The 25346-nt window shown below is 72.6% G+C and carries 23 protein-coding genes; 8 read left to right on the top strand and 15 right to left on the bottom strand.

From position 1 onward, the window contains the following. Positions 1 to 25: 25 nt before the first annotated feature. A complete protein-coding gene (locus ACFWHU_RS05205) occupies positions 26 to 796 on the bottom strand; it encodes an IclR family transcriptional regulator (protein WP_078077950.1) in 771 nt (256 codons plus the stop codon). A 150-nt stretch (positions 797 to 946) separates the two neighbouring features. On the opposite strand from ACFWHU_RS05205, the gene ACFWHU_RS05200 reads away from it, so the two are divergent. After that, positions 947 to 2488 (top strand): aldehyde dehydrogenase (NADP(+)), encoded by a 1542-nt coding sequence (locus ACFWHU_RS05200; RefSeq protein ID WP_387224036.1) that lies wholly within the window; start codon positions 947 to 949, stop codon positions 2486 to 2488. A 223-nt stretch (positions 2489 to 2711) separates the two neighbouring features. Beyond that, positions 2712 to 4724, top strand: coding sequence for a GTP-binding protein (locus tag ACFWHU_RS05195; RefSeq protein WP_387224035.1), 2013 nt, complete (start codon positions 2712 to 2714; stop codon positions 4722 to 4724). 50 nt (positions 4725 to 4774) lie between these two features. On the opposite strand, the gene ACFWHU_RS05190 is transcribed toward ACFWHU_RS05195, so the two are convergent. Further along, positions 4775 to 5620, bottom strand: a complete 846-nt coding sequence (locus ACFWHU_RS05190; RefSeq protein ID WP_387224034.1) for an NAD(P)H-binding protein — start codon at positions 5618 to 5620, stop codon at positions 4775 to 4777. Between the two features lie 147 nt (positions 5621 to 5767). On the opposite strand from ACFWHU_RS05190, the gene ACFWHU_RS05185 reads away from it, so the two are divergent. From ACFWHU_RS05185 to ACFWHU_RS05175, 3 genes are all read left to right on the top strand, one after another. Further along, positions 5768 to 6169 carry a winged helix-turn-helix transcriptional regulator gene (locus ACFWHU_RS05185; protein WP_387224033.1) on the top strand — a complete coding sequence of 134 codons (402 nt, stop codon included), beginning with the start codon at positions 5768 to 5770 and terminating at the stop codon, positions 6167 to 6169. A gap of 119 nt (positions 6170 to 6288) precedes the next feature. After that, positions 6289 to 7023, top strand: coding sequence for a DsbA family oxidoreductase (locus ACFWHU_RS05180; protein ID WP_387224032.1), 735 nt, complete (start codon positions 6289 to 6291; stop codon positions 7021 to 7023). A gap of 69 nt (positions 7024 to 7092) precedes the next feature. Further along, a complete protein-coding gene (locus tag ACFWHU_RS05175) occupies positions 7093 to 8151 on the top strand; it encodes an aminotransferase class V-fold PLP-dependent enzyme (protein WP_385794653.1) in 1059 nt (352 codons plus the stop codon). A gap of 88 nt (positions 8152 to 8239) precedes the next feature. On the opposite strand, the gene thpD is transcribed toward ACFWHU_RS05175, so the two are convergent. The 5 genes from thpD to ACFWHU_RS05150 form a co-directional block, all read right to left on the bottom strand. Continuing rightward, entirely contained in the window at positions 8240 to 9136 is an 897-nt protein-coding gene (gene thpD / locus ACFWHU_RS05170) for an ectoine hydroxylase (RefSeq protein ID WP_385794650.1), read from the bottom strand. A gap of 6 nt (positions 9137 to 9142) precedes the next feature. Then, positions 9143 to 9541 (bottom strand): ectoine synthase, encoded by a 399-nt coding sequence (locus ACFWHU_RS05165; protein ID WP_078077956.1) that lies wholly within the window; start codon positions 9539 to 9541, stop codon positions 9143 to 9145. Positions 9542 to 9660: 119 nt separating this feature from the next. After that, entirely contained in the window at positions 9661 to 10929 is a 1269-nt protein-coding gene (gene ectB, locus ACFWHU_RS05160) for a diaminobutyrate--2-oxoglutarate transaminase (RefSeq protein ID WP_385794647.1), read from the bottom strand. A 57-nt stretch (positions 10930 to 10986) separates the two neighbouring features. Next, positions 10987 to 11574, bottom strand: coding sequence for a diaminobutyrate acetyltransferase (gene ectA / locus ACFWHU_RS05155; RefSeq protein WP_385794645.1), 588 nt, complete (start codon positions 11572 to 11574; stop codon positions 10987 to 10989). Positions 11575 to 11898: 324 nt separating this feature from the next. Beyond that, positions 11899 to 13011, bottom strand: a complete 1113-nt coding sequence (locus ACFWHU_RS05150; protein ID WP_387224031.1) for an aminotransferase class V-fold PLP-dependent enzyme — start codon at positions 13009 to 13011, stop codon at positions 11899 to 11901. A 127-nt stretch (positions 13012 to 13138) separates the two neighbouring features. Here ACFWHU_RS05150 and ACFWHU_RS05145 point away from each other — a divergent pair, with 127 nt between their 5' ends. Together ACFWHU_RS05145 and ACFWHU_RS05140 are read left to right on the top strand one after the other, a co-directional pair. Then, positions 13139 to 14230: an amidohydrolase family protein gene (locus tag ACFWHU_RS05145; protein WP_385794641.1), complete on the top strand. Its 1092-nt coding sequence runs from the start codon at positions 13139 to 13141 to the stop codon at positions 14228 to 14230. Positions 14231 to 14530: 300 nt separating this feature from the next. Continuing rightward, positions 14531 to 15457, top strand: coding sequence for an SCO1860 family LAETG-anchored protein (locus tag ACFWHU_RS05140; RefSeq protein WP_385794638.1), 927 nt, complete (start codon positions 14531 to 14533; stop codon positions 15455 to 15457). 107 nt (positions 15458 to 15564) lie between these two features. On the opposite strand, the gene cobC is transcribed toward ACFWHU_RS05140, so the two are convergent. Genes cobC through cobM form a run of 6 tightly spaced genes read right to left on the bottom strand, consistent with a single transcriptional unit; the run spans position 15565 to position 22317 of the window. Continuing rightward, positions 15565 to 16638, bottom strand: coding sequence for an Rv2231c family pyridoxal phosphate-dependent protein CobC (gene cobC, locus ACFWHU_RS05135; protein WP_387224030.1), 1074 nt, complete (start codon positions 16636 to 16638; stop codon positions 15565 to 15567). Then, entirely contained in the window at positions 16622 to 17548 is a 927-nt protein-coding gene (locus ACFWHU_RS05130; RefSeq protein WP_385794634.1) for a sirohydrochlorin chelatase, read from the bottom strand. Before ACFWHU_RS05130 ends, cobC begins: the two co-directional genes overlap by 17 nt. Further along, positions 17545 to 18162: a precorrin-8X methylmutase gene (locus ACFWHU_RS05125; RefSeq protein ID WP_387224029.1), complete on the bottom strand. Its 618-nt coding sequence runs from the start codon at positions 18160 to 18162 to the stop codon at positions 17545 to 17547. The genes ACFWHU_RS05130 and ACFWHU_RS05125 overlap by 4 nt, the downstream gene beginning before the upstream one ends. Then, positions 18159 to 20180 (bottom strand): precorrin-3B C(17)-methyltransferase, encoded by a 2022-nt coding sequence (cobJ, locus tag ACFWHU_RS05120; RefSeq protein ID WP_387224028.1) that lies wholly within the window; start codon positions 20178 to 20180, stop codon positions 18159 to 18161. The genes ACFWHU_RS05125 and cobJ overlap by 4 nt, the downstream gene beginning before the upstream one ends. After that, on the bottom strand, positions 20177 to 21463 hold the full coding sequence (cbiE, locus tag ACFWHU_RS05115; protein WP_387224027.1) for a precorrin-6y C5,15-methyltransferase (decarboxylating) subunit CbiE: 1287 nt from the start codon (positions 21461 to 21463) through the stop codon (positions 20177 to 20179). The genes cobJ and cbiE overlap by 4 nt, the downstream gene beginning before the upstream one ends. After that, positions 21460 to 22317 (bottom strand): precorrin-4 C(11)-methyltransferase, encoded by an 858-nt coding sequence (gene cobM / locus ACFWHU_RS05110; RefSeq protein WP_387224026.1) that lies wholly within the window; start codon positions 22315 to 22317, stop codon positions 21460 to 21462. Before cobM ends, cbiE begins: the two co-directional genes overlap by 4 nt. A gap of 92 nt (positions 22318 to 22409) precedes the next feature. Here cobM and ACFWHU_RS05105 point away from each other — a divergent pair, with 92 nt between their 5' ends. Further along, positions 22410 to 23174 carry a ZIP family metal transporter gene (locus ACFWHU_RS05105; RefSeq protein WP_385794621.1) on the top strand — a complete coding sequence of 255 codons (765 nt, stop codon included), beginning with the start codon at positions 22410 to 22412 and terminating at the stop codon, positions 23172 to 23174. Positions 23175 to 23200: 26 nt separating this feature from the next. Here ACFWHU_RS05105 and cobI read toward each other — a convergent pair whose 3' ends face one another. Continuing rightward, a complete protein-coding gene (gene cobI, locus ACFWHU_RS05100) occupies positions 23201 to 23974 on the bottom strand; it encodes a precorrin-2 C(20)-methyltransferase (RefSeq protein WP_387224025.1) in 774 nt (257 codons plus the stop codon). Beyond that, a complete protein-coding gene (locus ACFWHU_RS05095; RefSeq protein ID WP_387224451.1) occupies positions 23971 to 25329 on the bottom strand; it encodes a cobyrinate a,c-diamide synthase in 1359 nt (452 codons plus the stop codon). Before ACFWHU_RS05095 ends, cobI begins: the two co-directional genes overlap by 4 nt. Positions 25330 to 25346 lie beyond the last annotated feature (17 nt).

Genomic DNA, 25346 nt, shown 5'->3' with positions numbered 1-25346 from the left:
GAGACCCGGGGGAGGGCTCCCGGGGTCAGAGCCTGCGCGTGGCCAGCGTCAGCCGGTCCCGGGCGTCGAACAGCGCGTCCTTGATCATCTGTTCGTGCGCGGGGGTGAGCCGCGCCACCGGCACCGAGCAGCTGATCGCGTCGCGCGCCGGGGTCCGGTACGGGATCGCGATGCCGAAGCAGCGCAGCCCGAGGGTGTTCTCCTCACGGTCCACGGCATACCCCTGCTCGCGGATCGTGTTCAGTTCCTCGATGAGCTGCTCACGGTCGGTGATCGTGTGCTCGGTCAGCGGGGCCATCGTCTCCGGCAGCATCTTGCGCACCTGCTCGTCGCTGTGCGTCGCGAGGAGCGCCTTGCCGAGCGAGGTGGAGTGCGCGGGCAGCCGGCGGCCGACACGCGTGAAGGGGCGCAGATAGTGCTGCGACTGGCGGGTGGCGAGATAGACGACGTTCGTGCCGTCGAGCCGCGCCAGGTGGATCGTCTCCGTCGTGTCGTCGGAGAGCCGGTCCAGCGTGGGCCGGGCGGCGGCCACCACCTCGTCACCGTCGATGTACGACGTGCCGACCAGCAGCGCCCGTACGCCGATGCCGTACCGCGTGCCCGTCGCGTCGGTCTCCACCCAGCCCAGCTCGACCAGGGTCCGCAGCAGCATGTAGAGACTGGACTTGGGATAGCCGACGGCCTCCTGGACCGCGGCGAGCGAGTGCATGCCCGGGCGCCCGGCGAAGTACTCCAGCAATTCCACCGTCCGCACAGCGGACTTGACCTGTGCTCCACCCGTTTCCGCAGCCGACATTGTCCCTCGCCCCTATCTTGACCACTCTTGACCACACAGAACGCACGGAAATAGAGTCCCCTTGGATTCATCATCAGGAACTTTGTTCAGAATACCGAACAGCGCCTCGGTGATGACAGCGGACGGCACAGGAATTGGAAGGAAGCCGCGGTGGCAGCAGCACCAGTCTGGAGTGTCGACCCCCGAACCGGGAAGCCGCGTGAGCAGGTCGCGGTCGAGGCCACGGCCGAGGAGGTCGACCGCGAAGTACGGCGCGCGTACGCCACCCGGCCCGCGCTCGCCGACCGTACCGCGCGTGCGGCGCTTCTGCGTACGGCGGCGGACATCCTCGATGAGTCGGGCGCGTACGTGATCGAGGCGGCGGACGCCGAGACCGCCCTGGGGCCGGTCCGGCTCACCGGCGAACTCGCCCGTACGACCGCCCAGTTGAGGGCCTTCGCCGACGTCGTGGACGAGGGCGCCTTCCTCGACGTACGCATCGATCACGCCGACGCCGCCCGGACGCCGCCCTGGCCCGACCTGCGGCGCTTCAAGGTGCCGCTCGGCGTCGTCGCCGTCTACTCGGCGAGCAACTTCCCCTTCGCCTTCTCCGTCCCCGGCGGTGACACCGCGAGCGCGCTCGCCGCGGGCTGCCCCGTCGTCGTCAAGGTCCATCCCGACCACCCCGCCACCTCCGAGATCTGCGCCTCCGCGCTGCGCAGGGCGGCGGCGCGGGTCGGTCTGCCCGAGGACGTCGTCGTCCTGGTGCACGGCTTCGAGGCCGGTGTGGAGCTGGTGAAGCACCCGCTGGTCGCCGGCGCCGGGTTCACCGGTTCCGTACGGGGCGGACGCGCCCTCTTCGACGCGGCGGCCGCACGGCCGACGCCGATCCCCTTCCACGGCGAACTGGGCTCGCTCAACCCCGTCGTGATCACCGAGGCCGCGGCCGCGGAGCGCCCCGAGGGACTCGGCGCCGGACTGGCCGGCTCCATGACCCTCGGCGAGGGCCAGTTCTGCACCAAGCCCGGCTTCGTACTCGTCCCGGCCGGCGACGCGGGCGACAGCCTGCTCAAGGCGCTGACGACGGCCGTCAGCGAGACCGAGCCCGGCGTGATGCTCGACCACCGGATGCGCGACGCCTTCGTGACGGGCGTACGGGAGCGGGCCGAACTGCCCGACGTGGAAGCCCCGATCACCCCCGGCCCCGGCGGTGAGCACACCGTCAGCGCGGGATATCTGACCGTCCCCGCGCGGCGGCTCGCCGCCGAGGGACCGCACGACCTCCTTCTGGAGGAGTGCTTCGGCCCCGTGACGGTCGTCGCCCGCTACGACTCCGACGCGGAGATCGGCGCCGTCCTGGCCCGTCTCCCCGGCAACCTCACCGCCACCCTGCACCTCGCCGACGGCGAGGCCGAGGACGCCGGCTCCGGCGCCGCGCGGCTGCTCGCCGACCTGACGCCGCTCGCGGGCCGCGTCCTCGTCAACGGCTGGCCCACCGGCGTCGCCGTCGCCCCCGCGCAGCAGCACGGCGGCCCGTACCCGGCGTCCACCTCCACGTCGACATCCGTCGGCGCCACCGCGATCGAGCGCTGGCTGCGCCCCGTCACCTACCAGTCCACGCCCACCGCGCTGCTCCCGCCGGAGCTGCGTGACGACAACCCGGCGGGTCTGCCGCGCCGGGTCGACGGCCGCGCGGAGCAGGCCGCCTCGTAACCAGCACGGTCTCGTAACCCGCACAGCACCGAAACCATCCCCGTCCCGTCCGGTAAACCATTTGCCGGACGGGGCGGGGTTTGCTGTACTCCCCGACGTCGACCGCGCCAACCCGCCGGTTGACCCGCCGATCCACCGAACACCTCAGGAGTCGCTATGCGCCGAGCGTCGGAGTCCATCCAGAAGAAGGGAATCTCCTCCTACTCAAGGGACCTGACGCTCAGTGACCACGCTCAACCTGGGCATTCTGGCCCACGTCGACGCCGGTAAGACCAGCCTGACCGAGCGGCTGCTGCACGCCGCCGGAGTCATCGACGAGATCGGCCGCGTCGACGACGGCAACACCCAGACCGACTCCCTGGCGCTCGAACGTCAACGCGGCATCACCATCAAGTCCGCCGTCGTGTCGTTCGCCATCGACGACGTCACCGTCAATCTCATCGACACACCAGGACACCCGGACTTCATCGCCGAGGTGGAGCGAGTGCTGAGCGTCCTCGACGGCGCCGTACTCGTCGTGTCCGCCGTCGAGGGAGTCCAGGCGCAGACGCGCGTCCTGATGCGCACGCTGCGCCGGCTGCGCATCCCCACGCTCGTCTTCGTCAACAAGATCGACCGGGTCGGCGCCCGCGACGGCGGGCTGCTGCGCGACCTCGCCGAGAAGCTGACCCCCGCGACCGTCCCGATGGGATCCGTACGCCGACTGGGCACCCGCGGCGCCGAGTTCACCCCGTACGGCGCGAGTGACCCGGCCTTCTCCTCCACCGGCCCAGTGGCCGAGCGGCTGGCCGAACACGACGACGCCCTCCTGGCCGCGTACGTCGAGGACCCGGCCCACCTCTCGTACGACCGGCTCCGCCGGGAACTCGCCGCGCAGACCGGCCGCGCGCTCACCCATCCGGTGTTCTTCGGCTCGGCCATGTCCGGCGCGGGCGTGGACACGCTCATCGGCGGCATCAAGGAGCTGCTGCCATCGACCGCGGGCGACGAAGAGGGCCCGGTCTCGGGCACCGTCTTCAAGGTCGAGCGCGGCGCGGCCGGCGAGAAGATCGCGTACGTCCGGATGTTCTCCGGCGCGCTGCGCGTGCGCGACCGGCTGCCGACCGGTGACGACACCGAGGGCAAGGTCACCGCGATCAGCGTCTTCGACGACGGCTCGTCGGTGCGCGGCGCGTCCGTCGGAGCGGGCCGGATCGGCAAGCTGTGGGGGCTCGGCGGCGTCCGGATCGGTGATGTGATCGGTGACCCGGCCGCGGCCGGCGCGGCGGCCCGCCACCACTTCTCGCCGCCGACACTGGCCACGGTCGTCGTCCCCCGCGAGGGCTCCGACAAGGGCGCCCTGCACGCCGCCCTGACCCAACTCGCCGAGCAGGACCCGCTGATCAACCTGCGCCAGGACGAGATCCGGCAGGAGATCTCCGTGTCGCTCTACGGTGAGGTGCAGAAGGAGGTCATCCAGGCGACACTCGCCGACGAGTACGGCGTGGACGTCACCTTCCGCGAGACCACGACCATCTGTGTCGAACGGCTCGCGGCCACGGGCGGCGCCGCCGAGGTCATGGGGAAGGAGCCCAATCCGTTCCTCGCGACCGTCGGACTGCGGGTCGAACCGGCCCCGCCCGGCAGCGGTGTGGACTTCCGGCTGGAGGTCGAACTCGGCTCCATGCCCTACGCGTTCATGAAAGCCATCGAGGACACCGTCCGGGCCACCCTGCGTGAAGGGCTGTACGGATGGGCGATCCCCGACTGCGTCGTCGTCCTGACCCGCACCGGCTACGCGCCCCGGCAGAGCCACGCCCACGGCACCTTCGACAAGAGCATGTCGAGCACGGGCGGTGACTTCCGCCTGCTGACGCCGCTGGTGCTGATGGAGGCGCTGAAACGCGCGGGCACGGTCGTGTGCGAACCGATGAACCACTTCCGCCTCGACGTACCGGCCGACACCTTCGGCGCCGTCCTGCCCGCACTGGCCCGGCTGCGCGCCGTACCGCACAAGCCGTCGGTGCGCGGGGCGTCGTACGTGGTGGAGGGCGAGATCCCGGCGGCCGAGGTGCACGCCCTCGAACAGCTCCTGCCGACGCTCACCAGCGGCGAGGGCGTCCTGGAGGCGGCGTTCGACCACCACCGCCCGGTCCAGGGCACGCCCCCGACCCGCTCCCGCACCGACCACGACCCGCTCAACCGCAAGGAGTACCTGCTCAGCGTGGTACGCCGGGTCTCGGCGGGGACACGGTGAGCGTGCGCGGTGACAGGTGGTGCGGTACGGGGCCGGGGCCGCGGTCCGGCCTATCGGAAGGCCGCGATGTGGCGCCCGGCCCAGTCCGCGAAGGTGCGGGGCGCGCGGCCGAGGACCCGCTCGACATCCGGGCTGACACGCAGCTCGGCGGGGGTGGGCTCGCCGAGGATGGCCAGGGTGGTCTCGACCACGGGCTCCGGCATGAACCGCAGCATCTGCGCGGCGGCCTCGTCGCGTGTCTGCTCGATGAACCGGACGGGTTCGCCGAGTGCGTCGGCGATCACCTCCGCCTGCCGGCGGGGAGTGCTGAGGGCCGGACCGGTCAGCTCGTAGACCTCTCCGGCGTGGCCGTCCTCCCGCAGGACCACGGCGCCGACCTCCGCGATGTCGTCCGGGTCGACGGTCGGCAGCCCGACATCGGCGAACGGCGCGGCGACCTCCCGCCGGGCGCGGACCGACTCCGCCCAGGCATAGGTGTTGGAGTCGAAGCCACCGGGACGCAGGATCGTCCAGTCCATGCCGGACTCCCGGACGGCCTCCTCGATGGCGCGTCCCGTCTCACCGTGGGACCCCGACTCGGGCCGGGTCGCCACCCCTTGGGAGGACAGCAGCACGACCCGTCCGACACCGCCAGCCTTCGCGACGTCGAGGATGTCCCTTGGGCTCAGCAGATGCGCGCTGGGGCCACCGCTCTGAAGGAACAGCGCGTCGGCGCCGTCGAGAAGCGGCCGAAGGCTCTCGGGATCGATCAGGTCCGCCCGCTGCTGCCGCACGCCCTCCGGCACGTCCGCGTCCGAGATTCCCCGAGAGGTCGCGGTCACCCGCTCGCCGGCCGCCGCGAGGGCCCGTACGAGCGACCGGCCCACGTTGCCGGTCGCCCCCGTCACTACGATCATGAACAACTCCCGTGTCTTTACGGCGTGGTTGGCGCCGCCCGAGCGGGCGGCGCCGCCGCCGCCCGGAGAGCTGCTCTCCGGGCGACACGGGGAAGCTAACACCGCCGATATAGTAGGTACCTACAGGAAAGTGACTACCCCGAGGGGATGCGCATGGCAGGCAACGCCACCTGGCCGCCACCCGCCGAGAGCGACCCTGAAGTCGCCTGTCCCATCAGCCCGGTCGTGGACATCGTGTTCAGCCGGTGGACCACCCCGATCCTGTGGGCCCTGCACGCGCACGGCCGGCAACGGTTCGTCGAGCTGGAGCGGCGGATCGACCGGATCACGCCGAAGGTGCTGACCCAGCGGCTGAGGCAACTGGAACGTGACGGCATGGTCGTGCGCACCTACCACCCGGAGATTCCCCCTCGGGTCGAGTACGAGATCAGCGAACTCGGACGCGGCCTCGCCCCGCTCTTCGCGCATCTCGCCGAATGGGCCGCCGACAATCTCGACAAGGTCGATCAGGCCCGCATCGCCTACGACACCGAGCCGGCGGCCCGGTAGCGCGTCGACGGAAAGCCGCCGTACCTCCCGCCCCGGCGGGGAATGGCACGCTCCGCCCGTAGGTTGCGGTAGTAGCGGAGGGAGGCTCCGCACGACTTGGCCTGGAGAGAAGCAGACACATGCGTGTGGAGATCTGGAGCGACATCGCCTGCCCCTGGTGCTACATCGGCAAGGCCCGGTTCGAGAAGGGGCTCGAATCCTTCGCGCACCGGGCCGATGTCGAGGTGGTGCACCGTTCCTTCGAGCTCGACCCCTCGCACGCCAAGGGGGATGTCGCTCCGGTGGTCGACATGCTCGCCGCCAAGTTCGGCCGGTCGCGGCAGGAGGCCCTCGCCATGGAGGAGCAGGTCGCCTCGCACGCGCGCTCCGAAGGGCTCGGCTACCGCGTCGGCGACCGGGACCACGGCAGCACCTTCGACATCCACCGGCTGCTGCATCTGGCCAAGGCGCGCGGCCGGCAGGACGAGCTGCTGAGCCTCGTCTACCGGGCGAACTTCGCCGAGGAGCGCTCGGTCTACGACACCGAGACGCTGGTCGACCTGGCGGTGGAGGCCGGTCTGGACGAGGCCGAGTCCCGCGTGGTCCTCGGGGACGACGGCGCGTACGCCGAGGAGGTACGGGCCGACGAGCGGGAGGCGGCGGAACTCGGCGCGACCGGGGTGCCCTTCTTCGTCCTCGACCGCCGCTACGGCGTCTCGGGCGGCCAGCCGGCCGAGGTCTTCACCCAGGCGCTGGAACAGGCGTGGCAGGGCCGTGCGATCACGCCCCTCGCTGGTGTCGCGGAGGGCGGACAGGGCGCCGCGTGCGACACCGACGGCGCCTGCGAGGTTCCGCAGGCCGGCGGCCATTCATAAGGATCGCTTGGGTGTACCCGTAAAACATGCGCAATTGACTATGGGAGACACGGGTCCCAGGGTGAGGGCATGGACACTTTGGGTGGCGCCGAGTTCGTGCCGGAGACGACGTATCTGAACACCTCGACGTGCGGTCTGCTGCCGCGCCGGGCCGTCGAAGCGGTGCGGGCGCTGGCCCTGAGCAGCGGGACCGGGCAGCCGGACGGGGCGGGCGACTTCGCGGTGGTCGAGGCCGCCCGCGCCTCGTTCGCCCGGCTCGTCCAGGTCCCGGCCGACCGGGTCGCCGTCGGCACGGCCGTGGCCGTCCATGTCGGACTGATCGCCGCCTCCCTGCCGCCGGGCAGTGAAGTGCTCCTGCCCGAGGGGGAGTTCAGCTCCGTCGTCACCCCCTTCACCGTGCGCGGCGATCTCAAGCCGCGGTACGTGCCGCTGGAGTCGCTGGCCGCCGAGGTGCGGCCCGAGACCGCGCTGGTGGCGTTCTCCGCGGTGCAGTCGAGCGACGGTCGTACGGCCGACCTCGCCGGGGTACGGGCCGCGGCGGCTGCGCACGGCGCCCGTACGCTGCTCGACGCCACGCAGGCGGCGGGCTGGCTGCCGATCGACGCGGGGGAGTACGACTACACGGTCACCGGCGGCTACAAGTTCCTCGTCTCCCCGCGCGGGACCTCGTTCCTCACCGTCGGTGAGGAGGCGCAGGAGTCACTGGTGCCGATCCTCGCGGGCTGGGTCGCGGGCCAGGACATGTGGGCCAGTACGTACGGACCGGTCGAGGAACTGGCCGTCTCCGCCCGGCGGTTCGACCAGCCGGTGCCCTTCCTCGCCTACCACGGCGCCGAGCGGTCCCTCCCGCTCCTCACCGAGATCGGCGTCGAGACGATCCACGCCCACAACACCGCGCTCGCCGCGCGCTTCCGGGCGGGGCTGCGCGAGATCGGGCACGAGCCCGCCGGTACGGGGCACGCGGACGGGTCGGCGATCGTCGCCGTCGCGGGGCTCGGCGACCGGCAGGAGGCGCTCGCGCGGGCGGGGGTGTCCGTGGCGGTCCGCGCGGGCAACCTGCGCGCCGCCTTCCATCTGTACAACTCCGCGGCGGACGTGGACCGCGCGCTGGACGTCCTCGCGGGCTGACGCCGGGCTGACGCCGGGCTGACGCCGGCCGGCGCACGAGAGCGGGACCGGTCTTCACGACCGGCCCCGCCTTCTCGCGTACGCGTCCTCAGCGGACCGGCGTGAAGTCCCTGGAGCCGATGAACGAGGGCCGCGGGGAGGGCGCCGCGAAGGGGTCGACCGCCGCGTTCTCCACACTGTTGAACACGATGAAGACGTTGCTGCGCGGGAACGGGGTGATGTTGTCACCCGAGCCGTGCATGCAGTTGCAGTCGAACCAGGTCGCCGCGCCGGCCTTGCCCGTGAAGAGCTTGATGCCGTGCTGCTCGGCGAAGCCGGTGAGCGCCTCGTCCGACGGCGTCCCGGCGTCCTGCATCTTGAGCGACTGCTTGTAGTTGTCCTTCGGCGTCTCGCCCGCGCAGCCCAGGAAGGTCTTGTGCGACCCGGGCATGATCATCAGGCCGCCGTTGGTGTCGTAGTTCTCGGTCAGCGCGATCGACACGGAGATCGTCCGCATGTTCGGCAGGCCGTCCTCGGCGTGCCACGTCTCGAAGTCCGAGTGCCAGTAGAAGCCCGAGGCACCGAAGCCCGGCTTCACGTTGATCCGGGACTGGTGGACGTACACGTCCGAGCCGAGGATCTGCCGGGCCCGCCCCACCACACGCTCGTCGCGCACCAGACCGGCGAAGATCTCGCTGATCTTGTGGATCTCGAACACCGAACGTACGTCCTGGGACTTGGGCTCGATGATCGAGCGCTCGTCGGCCCGTACCGCCGGGTCGGTGATCAGCCGGTCGAGTTCGGCGCGGTAGAGCGACACCTCGTCGGGATTGATCAGCTGGTCGACGGTGAGGAACCCGTCCCGCTCCAGGCCCTGGAGATCGGCCGCGGAGACCGGGCCCGGGGTGCCGGGCGGTGACCAGACGACGGGGTCCTGACGCGGGGTGGTCACCTCACCCACGCCACGAGTCGGGTACAGGTCGGTGCGTGCAGGGGCGGTGGTCATCGTGGTTCAGCCCTCCTCGGTCAGCAGCGGGTAGACACCGTTCTCGTCATGGTCCTCCCGCCCGGTCACAGGCGGGTTGAAGACGCATACGCAACGGAAGTCGGTCTTGGGCCGGAGAGTGTGCTTCTCGTGGCCGTTGAGCAGATACATCGTGCCGGGCGCGATCCAGTGGGTCTCGCCCGTGTCGTCGTTGGTGAGTTCGGCCTCGCCCTCCACGCACAGCACGGCCTCGATGTGGTTCGCGTACCACATCGACGTCTCGGTGCCCGCGTAGAGGACGGTCTCGTGCAGCGAGAACCCGACCTTCTCCTGGGCGAGCACGATGCGCTTGCTCTCCCAGGTGCCCGACGCCGATTTCACGTGGCGGTCGGTGTTCTCGATGTCCTTGAACGATCGGACGATCACGGTGAATAGGACCCTTCTGTGGTGCGGTGTCTTCTACGGGTTCCCCCAGGGGCCCGGCTCAGACCGGGCCCCTGGGGTCACTTCGGATCGGACGGTCGGACGGTGAGGCGATCGGGCGGTCAGGCCGTCTCGCGGACGGCGCGGGCCAGGGTGCGCAGGCCCTCGTCCAGCTCCTCGGGCGTGACGGTCAGCGCGGGCAGCAGCTTCACGACCTCGCTCTCCGGGCCGGAGGTCTCCAGCAGGAGACCCAGTTCGAACGCGCGGCGGCAGATCGCTCCGGCGCGCGGCTTGTCCTGGAACTCCATACCCCAGACGAGGCCGCGGCCACGGAAACTCACACTGTCGGGCTCGCACTCGTCGACGATGGCCAGCAGCGCGCGCTCGACCTGCTCGCCGCGGGCCAGGGTCTGCTTCTCCATCTGGCCGTCGGCCCAGTACGTGTTCAGCGCGGCGGCGGCCGTCACGAAGGCCGGGTTGTTGCCGCGGAACGTGCCGTTGTGCTCGCCGGGCTCCCAGATGTCCAGCTCCGGCTTGAAGAGCGTCAGCGCCATCGGCATGCCGTAGCCGCTGATGGACTTCGACAGCGTGACGATGTCGGGGGTGATACCGGCCTCCTCGAAGGAGAAGAACCCGCCGGTGCGCCCGCAGCCCATCTGGATGTCGTCGACGATCAGCAGCATGTCCTGGCGCTCGCACAGCTCGGACAGCGCGCGCAGCCACTCGGCGCGGGCGACGTTGATGCCGCCCTCGCCCTGCACCGTCTCGACGATCACGGCGGCGGGCTTGTTCAGCCCGGAGCCCTGGTCGCCGAGCAGCCGCTCGAACCACAGGAAGTCCGGGACCTGGCCGTCGAAGTAGTTGTCGAACGGCATCGGGGTGCCGTGGACCAGCGGGATACCGGCTCCGGCCCGCTTGAACGCGTTGCCGGTGACGGCGAGCGAGCCCAGCGACATGCCGTGGAAGGCGTTGGTGAAGGACACGATCGACTCGCGGTTCTTCACCTTGCGGGCCAGCTTGAGGGCCGACTCGACGGCGTTGGTGCCCGTGGGGCCGGGGAACATCACCTTGTACGGCAGGTCACGGGGGCGCAGCACCACATTCTGGAACGACTCCAGGAAGGCGCGTTTCGCCGTGGTGGCCATGTCCAGGCCGTGGGTGATGCCGTCGCGCTCGATGTAGTCGATCAGTGCGCGTTTCAGTACGGGGTTGTTGTGCCCGTAGTTGAGCGAACCGGCACCGGCGAAGAAGTCGAGGTAGCTGTGGCCGTCCTCGTCGGTGAGACGGCTGCCCTGCGCGCGGTCGAACACGGCGGGCCAGCCGCGGCAGTAGCTGCGCACTTCGGATTCAAGGGTCTCGAACACGCTCAGGACGGGCGGGGTGATGGTCACAGCGGTCTCCTGCCGAAGGGGTGTGGAAGAGAGGCGGAGGGGCGGGGGGTCGGGCGCTCAGGTCGTGAGCGGGCCGATCCGGTACAGCACCTCGGGCTGGTGTCCTTCGTCGGGGAAGAGTCCGCCGTCGAAGAGCACTTCGCGCTCCAGGGTCGCGCCATGACGCTCGGAGTAGGCGTGGAACATACGGTCCGACGCGATGTTGTCGGGCGTGACGGTCGTCTCCACAGAGGTGATCCCCTGCTCCTTGGTGACCCGTCGCGTGAGTGCGTCCAGCAGGGTGCCGGCGAGGCCCTTGCCGCGGTGGGCGCGGTCGACGGCCACCTGCCAGACGACCAGGGCCTCGGGGCGCTCGGGCCTGATGTAGCCCGTGACGAAGGCGATGGGAGCCCCGTCCGAGCCGGAGACGGAGCCCGTGTCGGTGTCGGAGGGGGCGTCGGTGCGGGTGTCGCGGGCCACGACGGACGTCGCGGCGAAGTCACGACACCACAGCAGATAGCTGTACGAGGAGTTCAGGTCGAGTACCTCGGAGTCGCGGGCGATGCGCCAGATCGCGGCTCCGTCCTCCACTCGTGGGGCGTCGATCCGGAAGGATCGCGTGAATTCGCTTCGGACACCTGCAAGGTCTGCTTGGGCGGCAGTCATGTCTATTTAATTTACCGAGCTAATTCGGAAATCGCATCGTCAGCAGGGGTTGGGCGGCGACTTGATGTGTGTTATCACGCGGGCGTGTGCGCCAACACGACGGAGAGGCGATCTGACCCGGTTTGACCGGGAGCTTTCGGGCAAGACGGGCGCGCTTGTGTACTCGGTCACATATGCGTAACGCTCTCGACCTGCACCGGAATTACGTTGTGACCGTTGTTGAAACCTTGGTGTTTAGGATCAAAAAAAGCGGGCAGACGAATACGGGAAGCTGTGTGGAGCAGAATTCATTCCCGTATTCTCGAATTAATGTCGCCGTTGATTTCAGGATGCGTCGACGGGCCAACTGTCGGACACTGCCTTCTCGGCCGCCGCGAGATCCACCGCCACGCCCGCCCCGGCGAGCGCGTCCCCCAGGGCCGCGAGCGAGGCCCGCACCGCGTCACGCGTGGCGTCGGAGCCGTAGTGGTTGACCCGGATCATCTCCTTGGACAGCGCCCCGCCGCCGGCGATCAGCGGCAGCGAGGGAGCGGCCGCCAGGGCCGCGGCGACCAGCCCCGCGGCGTCCACGCCGGCCGGGGTGCGCAGCGTGGTGGCCACCGGCGCCGCGTCCCGCACGGAGTACACGAACGGCTCAAGGCCACCGCCGAGTGCGAGCGCGCCCGCGCGGGTGGCCGCGGCGGCCGACGCGTGCGCCGCCATCCGGGTGACGAGCCCCTCCCTCTCGATGCGCTCGAGGCACGCGTCCAGGGCCAGCATCTCCAGCTGGGCGGGGGCGTGCGGCAGGGCCTTGCGGCCGGTGTCGATCCAGCGCTCCTTCCAGTCGAGGAGCGAGAGGTACGAGCGGCGCGGCGCCCCCGGGTTCGCGGCCAGCCGCTCCCACGCACGGGCGCTCACCGACACGGCGGAGACCCCGGCCGGGCCGCCCATGGCCTTCTGCGCGCCGATCACGCACAGGTCGACGCCCCAGGCGTCCGGGAGCAGCGGCTCGGCCGCCACGGACGCGACGGCGTCCAGCATGAACAGGGCCCCGTGGGCCCGGACGGCCTCGCCGATCTCGGCCACGGGGTTGGTGTTGCCCGTGGCCGCCTCGGCGTGGACCAGCGACACGAAGTCGATCTCCGGATGCTCCGCCAGCGCCCGCTCGACCTGCTCGGCGCTCGCCGCAGCGTGGAAGGGCACCTCCAGGTCGACGACGGCGGCGCCGCAGTCGCGGAGCCAGCCACCGAAGGTCTGGCCGTACGGACCGGTGACGACGTTCAGCGCGGTCGAACCGGCGCGGGCGCCGCCCCGGACGCAGCCCTCCAGAGGAAGCAGCGCCTCACCCTGGGTGATCACCACGTCCTGCTCGGTGTCGAGCAGTGCGGCGACCCGTCGCTCGACGGCCGCGAAGTGGGCGGGGGTGAGGGGGGCGAGGTCCAGCAGCGGGTGGGTCACGGAGGTGTGCTCTCTTCGGGTCGGACGGATGTGTTCGGCGGCGGAAGGGGAGCGCCCCGCATGCCGCTCGAACGGTGTTCGGACACTCCCTCGTCGAGGGTACTCAGCGCCTCGTAAAGTTCCGCCCATGACTGATCGCGCGGTGCTGCATGTGAAGGGGCGGGTGCTCGTCGGCCCTGACGACGTCAGGGACGAGCTGTGGGTCGTCGACGGCCGAACGAGCTACGAGCGTCCCTCCGGCGCGCGTGACGTCCGCACCGTCCGCGGCTGGGCCGTGCCCGGTCTGGTCGACGCCCACTGTCATGTCGGTCTGGACACCCACGGCCCGGTGGACGAGGCGACGAGCGAGAAGCAGGCCCTCACGGACCGGGATGCCGGCACGCTGCTCCTGAGGGACGCGGGATCGCCGTCGGACACCCGGTGGATCGACGACCGCGACGACCTGCCGAAGATCATCAGGGCCGGCCGGCACATCGCCCGCACCCGCCGCTACATCCGTAACTTCGCCCATGAGATCGAGCCGGGCGACCTCGTCGCCTTCGTCGCCCAGGAGGCCAGGCGCGGCGACGGCTGGGTCAAGCTCGTCGGCGACTGGATCGACCGCGAGGCGGGCGATCTGACCGCGTGCTGGCCGCGCGCCGAGGTCGGGGCGGCGATCGCCGAGGCACACCGGCTCGGCGCCCGGGTGACGGCGCACTGCTTCGCCGACGTCGCCCTGCGCGACCTGGTCGAGGCCGGGATCGACTGCGTCGAGCACGCGACGGGCCTCACCGACGACCTGATCCCGCTCTTCGCCGAGCGTGGCGTCGCGATCGTCCCGACGCTGGTCAACATCGCCACCTTCCCCGACCTCGCCGCCGGCGGCGAGAGCAAGTTCCCACGCTGGTCGGCCCATATGCGGCGGCTGCACGCGCGGCGTTACGACACCGTCCGTGACGCGTACGACGCCGGGATCCCGGTCTTCGTCGGCACCGACGCGGGCGGCTCCCTGGCGCACGGCCTGGTGGCCGACGAGGTCGCGGAGTTGGTGAAAGCCGGTATTCCGCCGCTGGAGGCCCTGTCGGCGACCGCTTGGGGTGCGCGGGCCTGGCTGGGCCGTCCGGGCCTCGAGGAGGGCGCTCCGGCCGATCTGGTGGTGTTCGACGAGGACCCGAGGGTGGATGTGCGGGTGCTGGCGGAGCCGCGGCGGATCGTGCTCAACGGGCGGGTCGTGGGCTGAGGTTGGCGGCGCCGCGCTCGCCGCGTCGACGGCGCGGCGCGCGCCGTACGCCCGACGTGCGCCCGCCGGAACCGGCTCCCGCGCGACTCCACACCCCCCGTGCGGGTGGCCCGAAGGAACGCCCGTACCCGCTGATTCGAACGTCGGCACGGAAATCCCACTTTGGAGTGAACTCACCCCAGGTGTCCGCCGGTTCACTCTCGGTGCGTAAGGATTCCGGTGTCTCGGTCGCCACCGCCGCCCACGTGTCCCCGTGCCGGCCGGTCGGCGACGTCAAATCTCTGTGGGGGTTCCACCATCTTGAACAGCAATGTCTTCCGCATGCCCGCGCGCCGTTCCGCCGCACTGGCCGCCGTCGCGGCCCTGGTGGCGGGTCCCGTCGTGCTCGCCGCCCCGGCGCAGGCCACCGGAGGAACCGGAGCGAGCGGCGGAAAGGGCAGGGCGAGCGCGGTCGTTCTGCGGACCGGGCTCGACGTGTCCCTGCTCAACAAGTCGGTCCAGGTACCGCTGCGGGCGGCGCTCAACGAGGTGCAGGCACCTGCCGACGCGGACAGGACCGCGCTGACCGTCGAACTCGACGGGGTCGACCAGGGCAAGCCGTTCACCGTGCTGCGCGCCGACGTCGCCACCGCGCGGGCCACCGTCGACGAGCACAAGGCCGAGGGGTACGCCAACATCGCCCACGCCAAGGTGCATGTGCCGGGTCTGCCGCTGCTGTCGCTCATCGAGGTGCGGGAAGTCACCTCCAAGGCGCTCTGCGAGGCGGGCGCCGAGCCCGTCGCCGAATCCAACCTGCTCGGCGCCGTCACCGTCCTCGGTAAGAAGGTCACGCTCTCCGCGGGCGGACCGACCCGCGTCGAGGTGCCGGGCGTCGGTGAGGTGACGCTCGACCTGTCGCAGACACGGACCACCTCCCGTACGGCCGCGGCGACCGCCCTCGAACTGCGGGTCGCGGTGAACCCGCTCAAGCTGAACGTCGCCGACGTCCAGGGCACCGTCACGCTCGCCGAGGCCACCTGCGAGGCGCCCGCCGCACCGGTGAAGCGGGAGCGGCCGGAACCGGAGAAGGAGGGCGTCGTACCGCAGACCGCCGGCGAGCCGGTCCCCGAGAACCTGGCGGAGACGGGCGGCAGTTCCACGACGCCGTATCTGGCGGGTGGAGCCGTGCTGCTGCTCGCCGTGGGCGGCGGCTCACTGGTGCTGGTGCGGGCGCGCGGCAGGAGCTGAGGCGCCGCACGTGTCCTCAGGGGCCGGGACGGGCAGGGCGTGAGCCCGTCCGGCCCCTCAAGGCCTCCGAGGGCCTCTTACGGCCTCTGAGGACGGAACGCCTGTCCTCAGGGGCGCACCGCCTCCAGGGTCTGGCCGAGCGCCCGCAGGAAACGGTCCGTCGTCGCCCGGTCCCGCACCGCGAGCCGCAGCCACCGAGGCCCGAGCCCCGGAAACGTGTCGCCGCGCCGCGCCGCGAAGCCCAGCTCGCGCAGCCGCTCCCGTACGGCCGTGGCCGAGTCCATCGTCACGAGGACGAAGGGTCCCGCCGCCGGCTCGACGGCGCGCACACCGTCGAACCCGGCCAGCCCCGCCAGCAGATGGGCCCGCTCCGCCGCCGTACGCCGTGCGGCCGACTCCGCCTCCGCGAGCGCGGCGGGCGTCATGCACACCTCTGCGGCGGCCAGCGCGGGCGTCGAGACCGGCCAGAGCGGCTGGGCCGCCGCGAGCGTCGCGACCGTCACCGGATCCGCCAGCGCGTAGCCGATCCGCAGACCGGCGAGCCCCCACGTCTTGGTGAGGCTGCGCAGCACCACGAGCCCCGGCACGTCGCGTCGCCCCGCCAGCGCCTGGGGCTCCCCGGGCACCGCGTCCATGAACGCCTCGTCCACGACCAGCGTCCGCCCCGGACGCGCCAGTCGTAGGAGGTCGTCGGCGGGGTGCAGCACGGACGTCGGGTTCGTCGGATTGCCGACGACCACCAGATCCGCGTCCTCGGGCACGGCGGCCGGGTCCAGCCGGAAGCCGTCACCCGCGTCGAGCAGTACCCGCCGCACGGTGTGCCCGGCGCCGAGCAGCGCCGCCTCCGGCTCCGTGAACTGCGGATGCACCACGACGGGGCGGCGCGCCGCGAGGGCGCGGGCGAGCAGTACGAACGCCTCCGCGACGCCCGCCGTCAGCAGCACGCGCTCCACCGGCAGTCCGTGCCGGGCGGCCACGGCGGCCCGCGCGGCCCGCCCGTCCGGATAGGCGGCGAGACCGGTGAGCGACGCGGCGATCCGCTCGCGCAGCCAGTCCGGGGGAGTGCCGGGGCGGACGTTGACCGCGAGGTCGGTCAACTCCGCGCCGTCGTCCCGCACTTCGGCGTCGCCGTGGTGACGCAGGTCGTGCCGGGTCTCCGGGGAGTCAGTGCGCGTGCGCATGACTGCCGTGGCCGTGGTGATGGCCGTGGTCGTGACCGTCGTCGTCCGGGTGGAAGTGCGGTTGCTGCGGAGCCCCCACCTTGTCCTCGAAGCCGGGCAGCGCGACGCGGTAGACGCACGAGTCGCAGTTCATCCGCAGATCGCCCCGGACCGCCTCGCGGTAGCGCTCCATGACCAGATCCAGCAACTCCTCGGTCGGGCCCACCACATCGGCCGACGCCACCTCGGTCTCCGGATGCGCCGCCGCCCACTCCTGTGTCTGGCGCAGCACGCGCTCCGGCAGGATCCCGGTGAACAGGAAGTACGGCAGGACCACGATCCGGCGCGCCCCGAGCCGTACGCAGCGGTCCAGCCCGCTCGGCACGTCCGGCGCGGCCAGTGACACGAAGGCCGTCTCCACGCCCGCGTAACCGCGACCCTCCCAAAGAAGCCGCGCCGCCTTCAGCACCTCCGCGTTGGCGTCGGGGTCGGTCGAACCGCGCCCCACGAGCAGGACGGTCACCTCCGACCTGTCACCGTCATAACCCGCCGAGGCCGCCAGCGCCTCGTCCAGACGCCGTTCGAGGACCGTGAGCAGACCGGGGTGCGGGCCCAGCGGACGGCCGTAGGTGTACGAGATCCCCGGGTGCCGCTCCTTCTCGCGCTTCAGCGCGGCCGGTATGTCGCCCTTGGCGTGCCCGGCGGACACCAGCATCAGCGGGACCGCCGCGAACCGGGTGACGCCCCGCTCGACGAGTTCGGTCACGGCGTCGCCGATGGGCGGTGCGGAGAGCTCGATGAAGCCGCCCGCGACGGGCAGTTCGGGGTGGCGCCTGCCCAACTCCCGTACGAACTCACGGAAGGCCTCGGCGCCCCCCGCGTCCCTGGTGCCGTGGCCGGCGATGAGCAGTGCGGGTCCGGGGGTGGTCACGCGTTCTCCTTGGCGAGCTGGTGGTGATGGGGCGGGTCGTACGGGTGGTAGAGCAGGGCGTTGAGCGCGGCGGCGGCCACGGCGGAGCCGCCCTTCTCCGAGATGTTGGACACCGACGGCAGCCCGCTCTCGCGCAGCGCCGCCTTCGACTCGACGGCGCCGACGAAGCCGACCGGCAGCCCGATCACGAGCGCGGGCGCGGCGTCCAGGAGCAGCAGCTCCTCAAGTGCGGTGGGGGCGCAGCCGATCACCCAGACCGCGCCCGGCCCCACCTGCTCGTAGGCCAGGCGCACCGCGTGCGCGGAACGGGTCAGCCCCGGACCCGAAACAGCCTCCTTGAGACGGCAGACCGCGGTGCGACGGGTGATCCCGGCGGCGACCATCTCCACATCGGCGACGACCGGCGCGCCCGCGTGCAGCGCGCCGTGTCCGGCGGACAGCGTGGCCTCGTCGCAGACGAGATCGGTCACATACGCCGGATCGGCCGCCGAGTGGACGACGCGCTCCACGACCGCGCGGGTCAGCGGCGCGAAGTGGGAGGTGTCGACGCGGGCGCGCAGCCTGCGGAACGACTCCTCCTCGATGGGATGGACGACTCGGTCCCGCGGGTTCACCGGGCTCCTTCCGACTGCCACCGGTAGCCCCGTGGCGTCACCATGCGGCCCGCGATCTCACGCGTGGCCGTGTTGCCCACCGTCACCACAGTCATCATGTCCACCGTCGCCGGATCGAGCCGGGCGAGCGTGGTGAGACGGCTGGTGCCGTCGGGGCGGGACGCGTTGCGTACGACTCCGACGGGTGTCGTCGCCGTACGGTGCTCCGCCAGCAGGGCGAGGGCCTTGGGCAGTTGCCAGTCCCGGCCCCGGCTGCGCGGGTTGTAGAAGGTCACCACGATGTCCGCCTCGGCCGCCGCGCGGACGCGGCGTTCGATGACCTCCCACGGAGTGTGCAGGTCGCTCAGGCTGATCGAGACGTGGTCGTGGCCGAGGGGCGCGCCGAGTATCGCGGCGGCGGCCAGCGCGGCGGTCACGCCCGGTACGCCGACCACCTCGATGTCGTCGGCGGCCTCGGCGAGCGCGGGCGACGCCATGGCGTACACGCCCGCGTCGCCGCTGCCGACGAGGGCCACCGCGTGGCCCGCCTGTGCCTCGGTCACCGCCGTACGGGCGCGTTCCTCCTCGCGGCCGAGACCCGACTCCACGACGCGCGTGCCGGGCCGCAGCAGGTCCCTGATCTGGTCGACGTACTGGTCGAGCCCGACGAGCACCGACGCGCGCCGCAGCTCGGCCGTCGCCCGCGGCGTCAGCAGGTCCCGCGCGCCGGGGCCGAGCCCGACGACGGCGAGCCGCCCGCGCGGCGCACGGCGCACGACGGCACACGTGGCCATCGCGGCCCGCCCCTCGGGGGTGGACTTCCGCTTCGGTACGAGGAGTTCACCGCCGCGCCCGGCGGCGAGCGCGGCGGCCTCGGCGACCGACGGGGTACCGACGGCGGCGAGCGGCGCGTCCGACGGGTTGGGCACGGCGATGGCGGCCAGCGTGTCCGCCGGATACGTCCGCACGGGCACCCCGAGCCTCGCGGCCGCCCCGACGATGCCGGGCTCGTCGGCCTTGGCGTCGACGGTCGCCAACTCCACGACGCTCAGCACGGAGAGCCCGGCGTCCCGCAGCACGTCCCGGACGAGCCCGTACACCTCGTCGACCCCCACGCCCCGGCTGGCACCGACCCCGACGACGAGCGACGGCGGCCGAAGCACGACATCGGCCGGGCCGAGGTCCACGGTCCGATCGGTGACGAGCAGCCGGGGCCCGGTGCTGCCGGGCGTCGGCGGCACCGGGCCCTCCGGGCTTGTGCCACCCGGCGACGGCCCGGTGTGCGCGGGCGCGTCGACGTCCGCAGACGTCCCGGCCGTGTCCGGCCCGACCACCGGCCGCTCCGCGGCCAGGGCCGCGCCGGGCTGGTCCGGGGCCGCGACCAGCGGTGTCTGGGCTCCCGGCGCCCCAGCGGTCGGCCGGTGCGCGCGCGAGGCCGGGCGCGGCGCGACGCCCTCCGGCGCGCCGGATATCACCCGCTCCGCGGCCAGAGCCCCGCCGGGCCCACCTGAGTCGCCCTCGCCCCCGCCGAGCGGCGCGCCCCGCCTCACGTTCGGGGGGAGCGGCGGGAGCGGCCACACCGCGTCCGCGTGCAGGGTCACCGGGGTGCCGTCGAGGATCGCGCGGGTCACCGTCGCCACCGCGCCCTCCGTGGGGAGGCCCAGTGTGTCGAGGCCCGGGATGCCCGTGGCGTCCGTCGCCGTCGTGATCACCGGGGTCGCGGCAAGGGCGGAGCCGACCTCCGTCGCAAGGGAGTTGGCTCCGCCGCCGTGGCCGCCGAGGAGCGACACCGCGTAGCGGCCCCCCTCGTCCACGCACACGACGCCCGGGTCCGACGCCTTGTCGGTCAGGAGGGGGGCCAGCAGCCGTACCGTCGCCCCCGTGGCCAGGAAGCACACCAACTGCTCGCACTCGGCGAACGCGCGCTCCACGGCCTCGCGCACCGGGCCTTCGTAGACGCGGGTACGGCCGGGCCAGGCCGCGGCCAGCCGGTCGCGGGCCGAGGCGCCCGCCGCCGTGGCGGAGATCAGGCCGATCACTGGGTCGCTCCTTGCTCGGGATGGGGATCCGCCGCGGGGCGGTCGCCCCACAGCAGGAAGACGGGGTTGGTGGCCGCGAGCCGGGTCACCTCGCCGGGCAGCGGCGCGAGCCGCGAGGAGTGCAGCAGTACGCCGCCGGTCGCGAACCCGGCCGACGACAGCGCTTCCCGCACCGCCCCCACCCGGTCCAGCGCGGCCACCGACACCACGACCGTCCGGCGCGCCCGGCGCGCGCACGCCGTGACGATCGCGGGCAGCTCACGGCCCCCGCCACCGACGAACACGGCGTCCGGATCGGGCAGTCGGTCCAGCGCCGCGGGCGCGGACCCGTGCACGGTCTGGACGTCCACGCCGTGCGCCAGGGCGTTGGCGCGGACCCGCCCGACACCGTCGGACGACTTCTCCACCGCGACCGCCGCCGCACCGAACCGCGCGCACTCCACGGCCACCGACCCCGAGCCCGCGCCGACGTCCCACACCAGATCGCCCGTCCTCGGCCCGAGCCTGGCCAGCGCCAGCGCACGCACCTCGAACTTGGTGATCATCGAGTCGCGGTGCGCGAACTCCTCCTCGCCCAGGGCCCAGCGCGCCGGCCCCGGCCCGCGCCCGGCCAGCGTGCGCGGCACCGGGGCGTGTGCCCGCGCCCGTGCGTCGTCCAGGCAGAGCACCACACTGAGCGGCTCCGGCCAGGCGCGGACCGCCGCGTCGGCGGGGGACACGTGCTCGACCCGCTCGCCGTCCGGGTCGCCCAGCGCGGACGCGACGACCAACGTGCGCGCGAGACCCGTGTCCGCGAGCGCCGCGCCCAGCTCGGCCGGTCCCGCTCCCGGACCGGTCAGTACGGCCACCTTGGGATGCGCGCGGCAGACGTTGACCGCCGTACGGAGGTCGCGTCCGTGCGCGCTGACGACGACCGCGTCGTCCCACGGCAGGCCGACCCGGGCGAACGCCACGGCGACCGACGGGGCGGCGGGCCGTACGTCGAGCGCCTCGGGCCCGAAGCGACCGGCCAGCGCCCGTACGATCCCGAACAGCCCGGGGTCGCCGGAGGCCAGCACCACGACGCGGCCGGCGCCCTCGTCGGCGTGGTGCCGCGCGATCACGTCGAGCGCCGGTGCCAGCGGCCCGAGCACCACGCGGGAGATCCGCTCGGGAAGTCCGGCCTCCGCCGCGGCCTCCTTGAGATGCCGTCGCCCGCCGACGACCAGCGTCGCCTCGGCCAGCGCGCGCAGGGAGTCCGCGCAGAGCGGCGTCCCCGTCCCCGTACCGATGACCGTGATCACCGCGCGGCGCCCCGTGCCCGCTCCTCGCGCAGAGCCTTGCGGGCCGCCGGGTCGGCCCGCCGGAAGCCGTGGAAATGCCCCGGATGGTAGAGGTGCGAGCGGGTCCCCGACGCGGACAGCGCGGGCCCCACCAGGAACAGCGTGTGCTTCCAGAGCTTGTGCTCCTTGACGGTCTCCTCCAGCGTGCCGAGGGTGCAGCTCACGACCAACTCCTCCGGCCAGGTCACCTGGTGGGCGACGACGACCGGAGTCGACGTCGGATAGCCGCCCTCCAGAAGCTCCTGGGTGAGCTGTCCCGACCGCGCGGCCGACAGGAACACCGCCATCGTGGTGCCGTGCCTGGCGAACTCCCGTACCTCCTCACCGGGCGGCATCGGCGTCTTCCCGCCGCCCAGCCGGGTCAGGATCACCGACTGCGCGACCTCCGGGATCGTCAACTCCCGTCCCGCGGCGGCGGCGACGGCCGAGAACGACGAGACGCCCGGCACGATCTCCACCTCCAGACCGAGCGCGTCGCAGCGGTCGACCTGCTCCTGCGTACCTCCCCAGAGGGCCGGGTCGCCGGAGTGGATGCGGGCGACCTTCAGGCCGTCGCGCACCGCCCGTTCGTACACGGCGACGACGTCCTCCAGGGAAAGCGCCGCCGAGTCGAGGATCTCGGCGCCCTCGCGCGCGTGGTCGAGTACCTCGGGCTGCACCAGGCTCGCCGCCCAGATGACGACGTCGGCGGCGGCGATGGCGCGTGCGGCGCGGAAGGTCAGCAGGTCGGCGGCGCCGGGGCCGGCCCCGACGAAGGTCACCTTGCCGGTGGTGGTGGTGGTGCCGGTGCCGGTCATGGCGTCGGTGTCGGTCATGAGCGGCGATCCTCGCGGGTCAACGGGGCGGGGGAGCGGAAGGGGTGAACATGAACGTGCGGACCGGGGGTCCGATCGGCTAGCAAGGGCGCATGGCGGTGTTCGTCGCGCTCGGCGCGTTCCTCATGACGCTCTTCGGCGGCTGGACGGCGCAGCGCGTCACCGACCGCCGCCATCTGGTACTCGGCCTGGCCGGCGGGCTGATGCTCGGCGTGGTCGGTCTCGAACTGCTGCCCGAAGCGATGGAGGTGGCCGGCGAGGACTTCCTCGGCGTACACCGCGCGCTCCTGCTGTTCGTCGGCGGATTCCTCTTCGCGCACGTCGTGGAGCGGCTGCTGGCCGTACGCCGGGCCGCGCACGGCGCGCCGGACGGCGCGGGCCCGCACGGTCACGGCGCGGCCGCCGGAAGGATGGAGCGGGCGCCCGAGGTGGGACTGACGGCGGCGGCGGCGATGGTCCTGCACAGCCTCATGGACGGCATCGCGCTCGGCGCCGCGTTCCAGGTCGGCGGCGGCATGGGCGCGACAGTCGCGCTCGCCGTCATCACCCACGACTTCGCCGACGGATTCAACACGTACACGCTCACCAGCCTCTACGGGAACGACCGTCGCAGGGCCCTCGCGATGCTCCTCGCCGACGCGGTCGCGCCCGTCGTCGGCGCCGCGTCCACGCTGCTGTTCACCCTTCCGGAGGAACTTCTCGGCAGTTACCTCGGGTTCTTCGGTGGCGCGCTGCTGTATCTGGCCGCCGCCGAGATCCTTCCCGAGGCGCACCACGAGCACCCGGCCCTGTCCACCCTGCTGTGCACCGTCGGCGGCGTCGGGTTCATCTGGCTGGTGGTGGCGCTGGCGGGCTGAGCCGGGCCCGCCGGTGCGATACGCGCTCACAGCTTGCCCCCGCGCCCGCCGTCGCGCCGCGCCGGCGCGATGAGCGTCGAGAGATACGGCAACGGCCCCCGCTCCAGCTCCGACGCGGGCCGGATCGACTCCTCCGGCAGCCCGAGCGCCGACCCCCACACCGCGCCCTCCGTACGGCCGGTCTCCCGCAGCGCCGTGGCGACCTCGCCCGCCAGCCGCCCGAACTTGTACGCCACGACCGTGCCGGGGCCGTCCAGCGCGTCCTTCAGTACGGAGGCGCCCGCCGTCACCGGCACCAGCGTCAACGGCTCGGTCCCCTCGGCCAGTACGACCGCTCCGCGCGCGGCGAGGTCCTGCATGGCGGTGATCCCCGGAACGGTCTCCACGACCGTCCCCGGCACCAGCTCACCGATCGTCTGCGCGAGATAGGTGAACGTGGAGTAGACGTTCGGGTCGCCGATCGTCGCGAACGCCACGCTTCCGTGAGGATGCGCGCGCAGCAGCTCGGCGACGCGCCGGCCCGCCGCGTCCCAGGCGGCCTCGCGGCGGGCACGGTCCGCGCGCTCGTTGAGCGCGAAGACGATCCGTACGACGTTCTCGGCGCCGACGTGGTGAAGCACGGTCGCCTCGGCCCGGCCGGGCTCCCCGCCGTCCGTACCGTCGGGCGCCGCCATCACGGGGACGATCACGACATCGGCCTCCCGCAGGCACCGCACGCCCTTCACCGTCACCAGTTCGGGGTCTCCGGGCCCCACGCCGACCCCGACGAGTCTGCCGCCCGCCGGACCGTTGCCGCTCATGCCACGCACCTTTCGACGAATCTCCGTGCCATACCGGGCGCCGCCGCCCAGTGCGTATGCAGATAGCTGGCGTGCACCCCCCGCTGTACGAACCCCTCCACGCGGCGCTCGGGCCGCACCAGGCCCCAGGCGGGCGCCGCACCGGCGCCCGGTTCGAGCACCGTCCGGTGGAACTCGTGCCCCCGCAGCCGGGTCCCCGCCGCCGCCAGGACGCTGTCCCCGACGGCGACGGCCTCCCGGTACCCGAGCGTCAGCCGCTCCGACATCCGCGCGTCGGCGTCGAGCACGCCGCACATCGGCGCCCCGTCGAGCGACCGCGCCAGATAGAGCAGCCCGGCGCACTCGGCGGCCACGGGGGCGCCGGAGCTGGCCAGTTCGGCGACGGCCTTACGGAGGGGCTCGTTGGCGCCCAACTCGGGCGCGTACACCTCCGGAAACCCGCCACCGATGACCAACCCCCTCGTCCCCGGGGGCAGTCGCTCGTCCCGGAGGGGATCGAAGACGACGACATCGGCGCCGGCGGCGCGCAGCAGCTCGGCGTGCTCGGCGTACGAGAAGGTGAACGCGGCCCCACCGGCCACGGCCACCGTCGGCCGCTCCGTCGTTCGAGGAGCGGGGTCCGGGGCGGAGCCTGCGTCCCACACCTCCACCTCCAAAGGAGGCGCGCTGCGCGCGAGCCGGAGCAGCCCCTCCACGTCACACCCCGCCCGCACCCGCTCCGCCAGCCCCCGCACCACCGACACCGCGTCGTCGCGCCGCTCCGCTACCGGCACCAGCCCCAGATGCCGCGACGGCGTCTCGATCTCGGCCGCGCGCCGCAGCACCCCCAGCACCGGCACCCCCGACTCGTCCAGCGCCTCGCGCAGCAGCTCCTCGTGCCGGTCGGACCCGACCTTGTTGAGGATCACCCCGCCGATGCGCACCTGCGGGTCCCACGACGCGAATCCGTGCACCAGGGCCGCCACCGACCGGGACTGCGACGACGCGTCCACGACGAGCACCACCGGCGCCCGCAGCAGCTTCGCCACCTGGGCGGTGGACGCGAGTTCGCCCTGCCCGGCGGCGCCGTCGTACAGCCCCATCACGCCCTCGACCACGGCCACGTCGCAGCCCGCCGCGCCGTGTGCGAAGAGCGGGCCGATCAGCTCCGTGCCGCACAGGTACGCGTCGAGGTTGCGGCCCGGCCGCCCCGTCGCCAGCGTGTGGTAGCCCGCGTCGATGTAGTCGGGTCCGACCTTGTGCGGCGACACGGCGAGACCGCGCGCGGCGAGGAGCGCCATCAGCCCGGTGGCGACCGTGGTCTTGCCGCTGCCGGACGCCGGCGCGGCGATGACGAGCCTCGGTACGGACACCACACCCGTCCGCGAGGGGG

The organism is Streptomyces sp. NPDC060366 (assembly GCF_042725135.1).
GTDB lineage: Bacteria > Actinomycetota > Actinomycetes > Streptomycetales > Streptomycetaceae > Streptomyces.
This window is presented reverse-complemented; position numbering and strand designations above follow the sequence as displayed.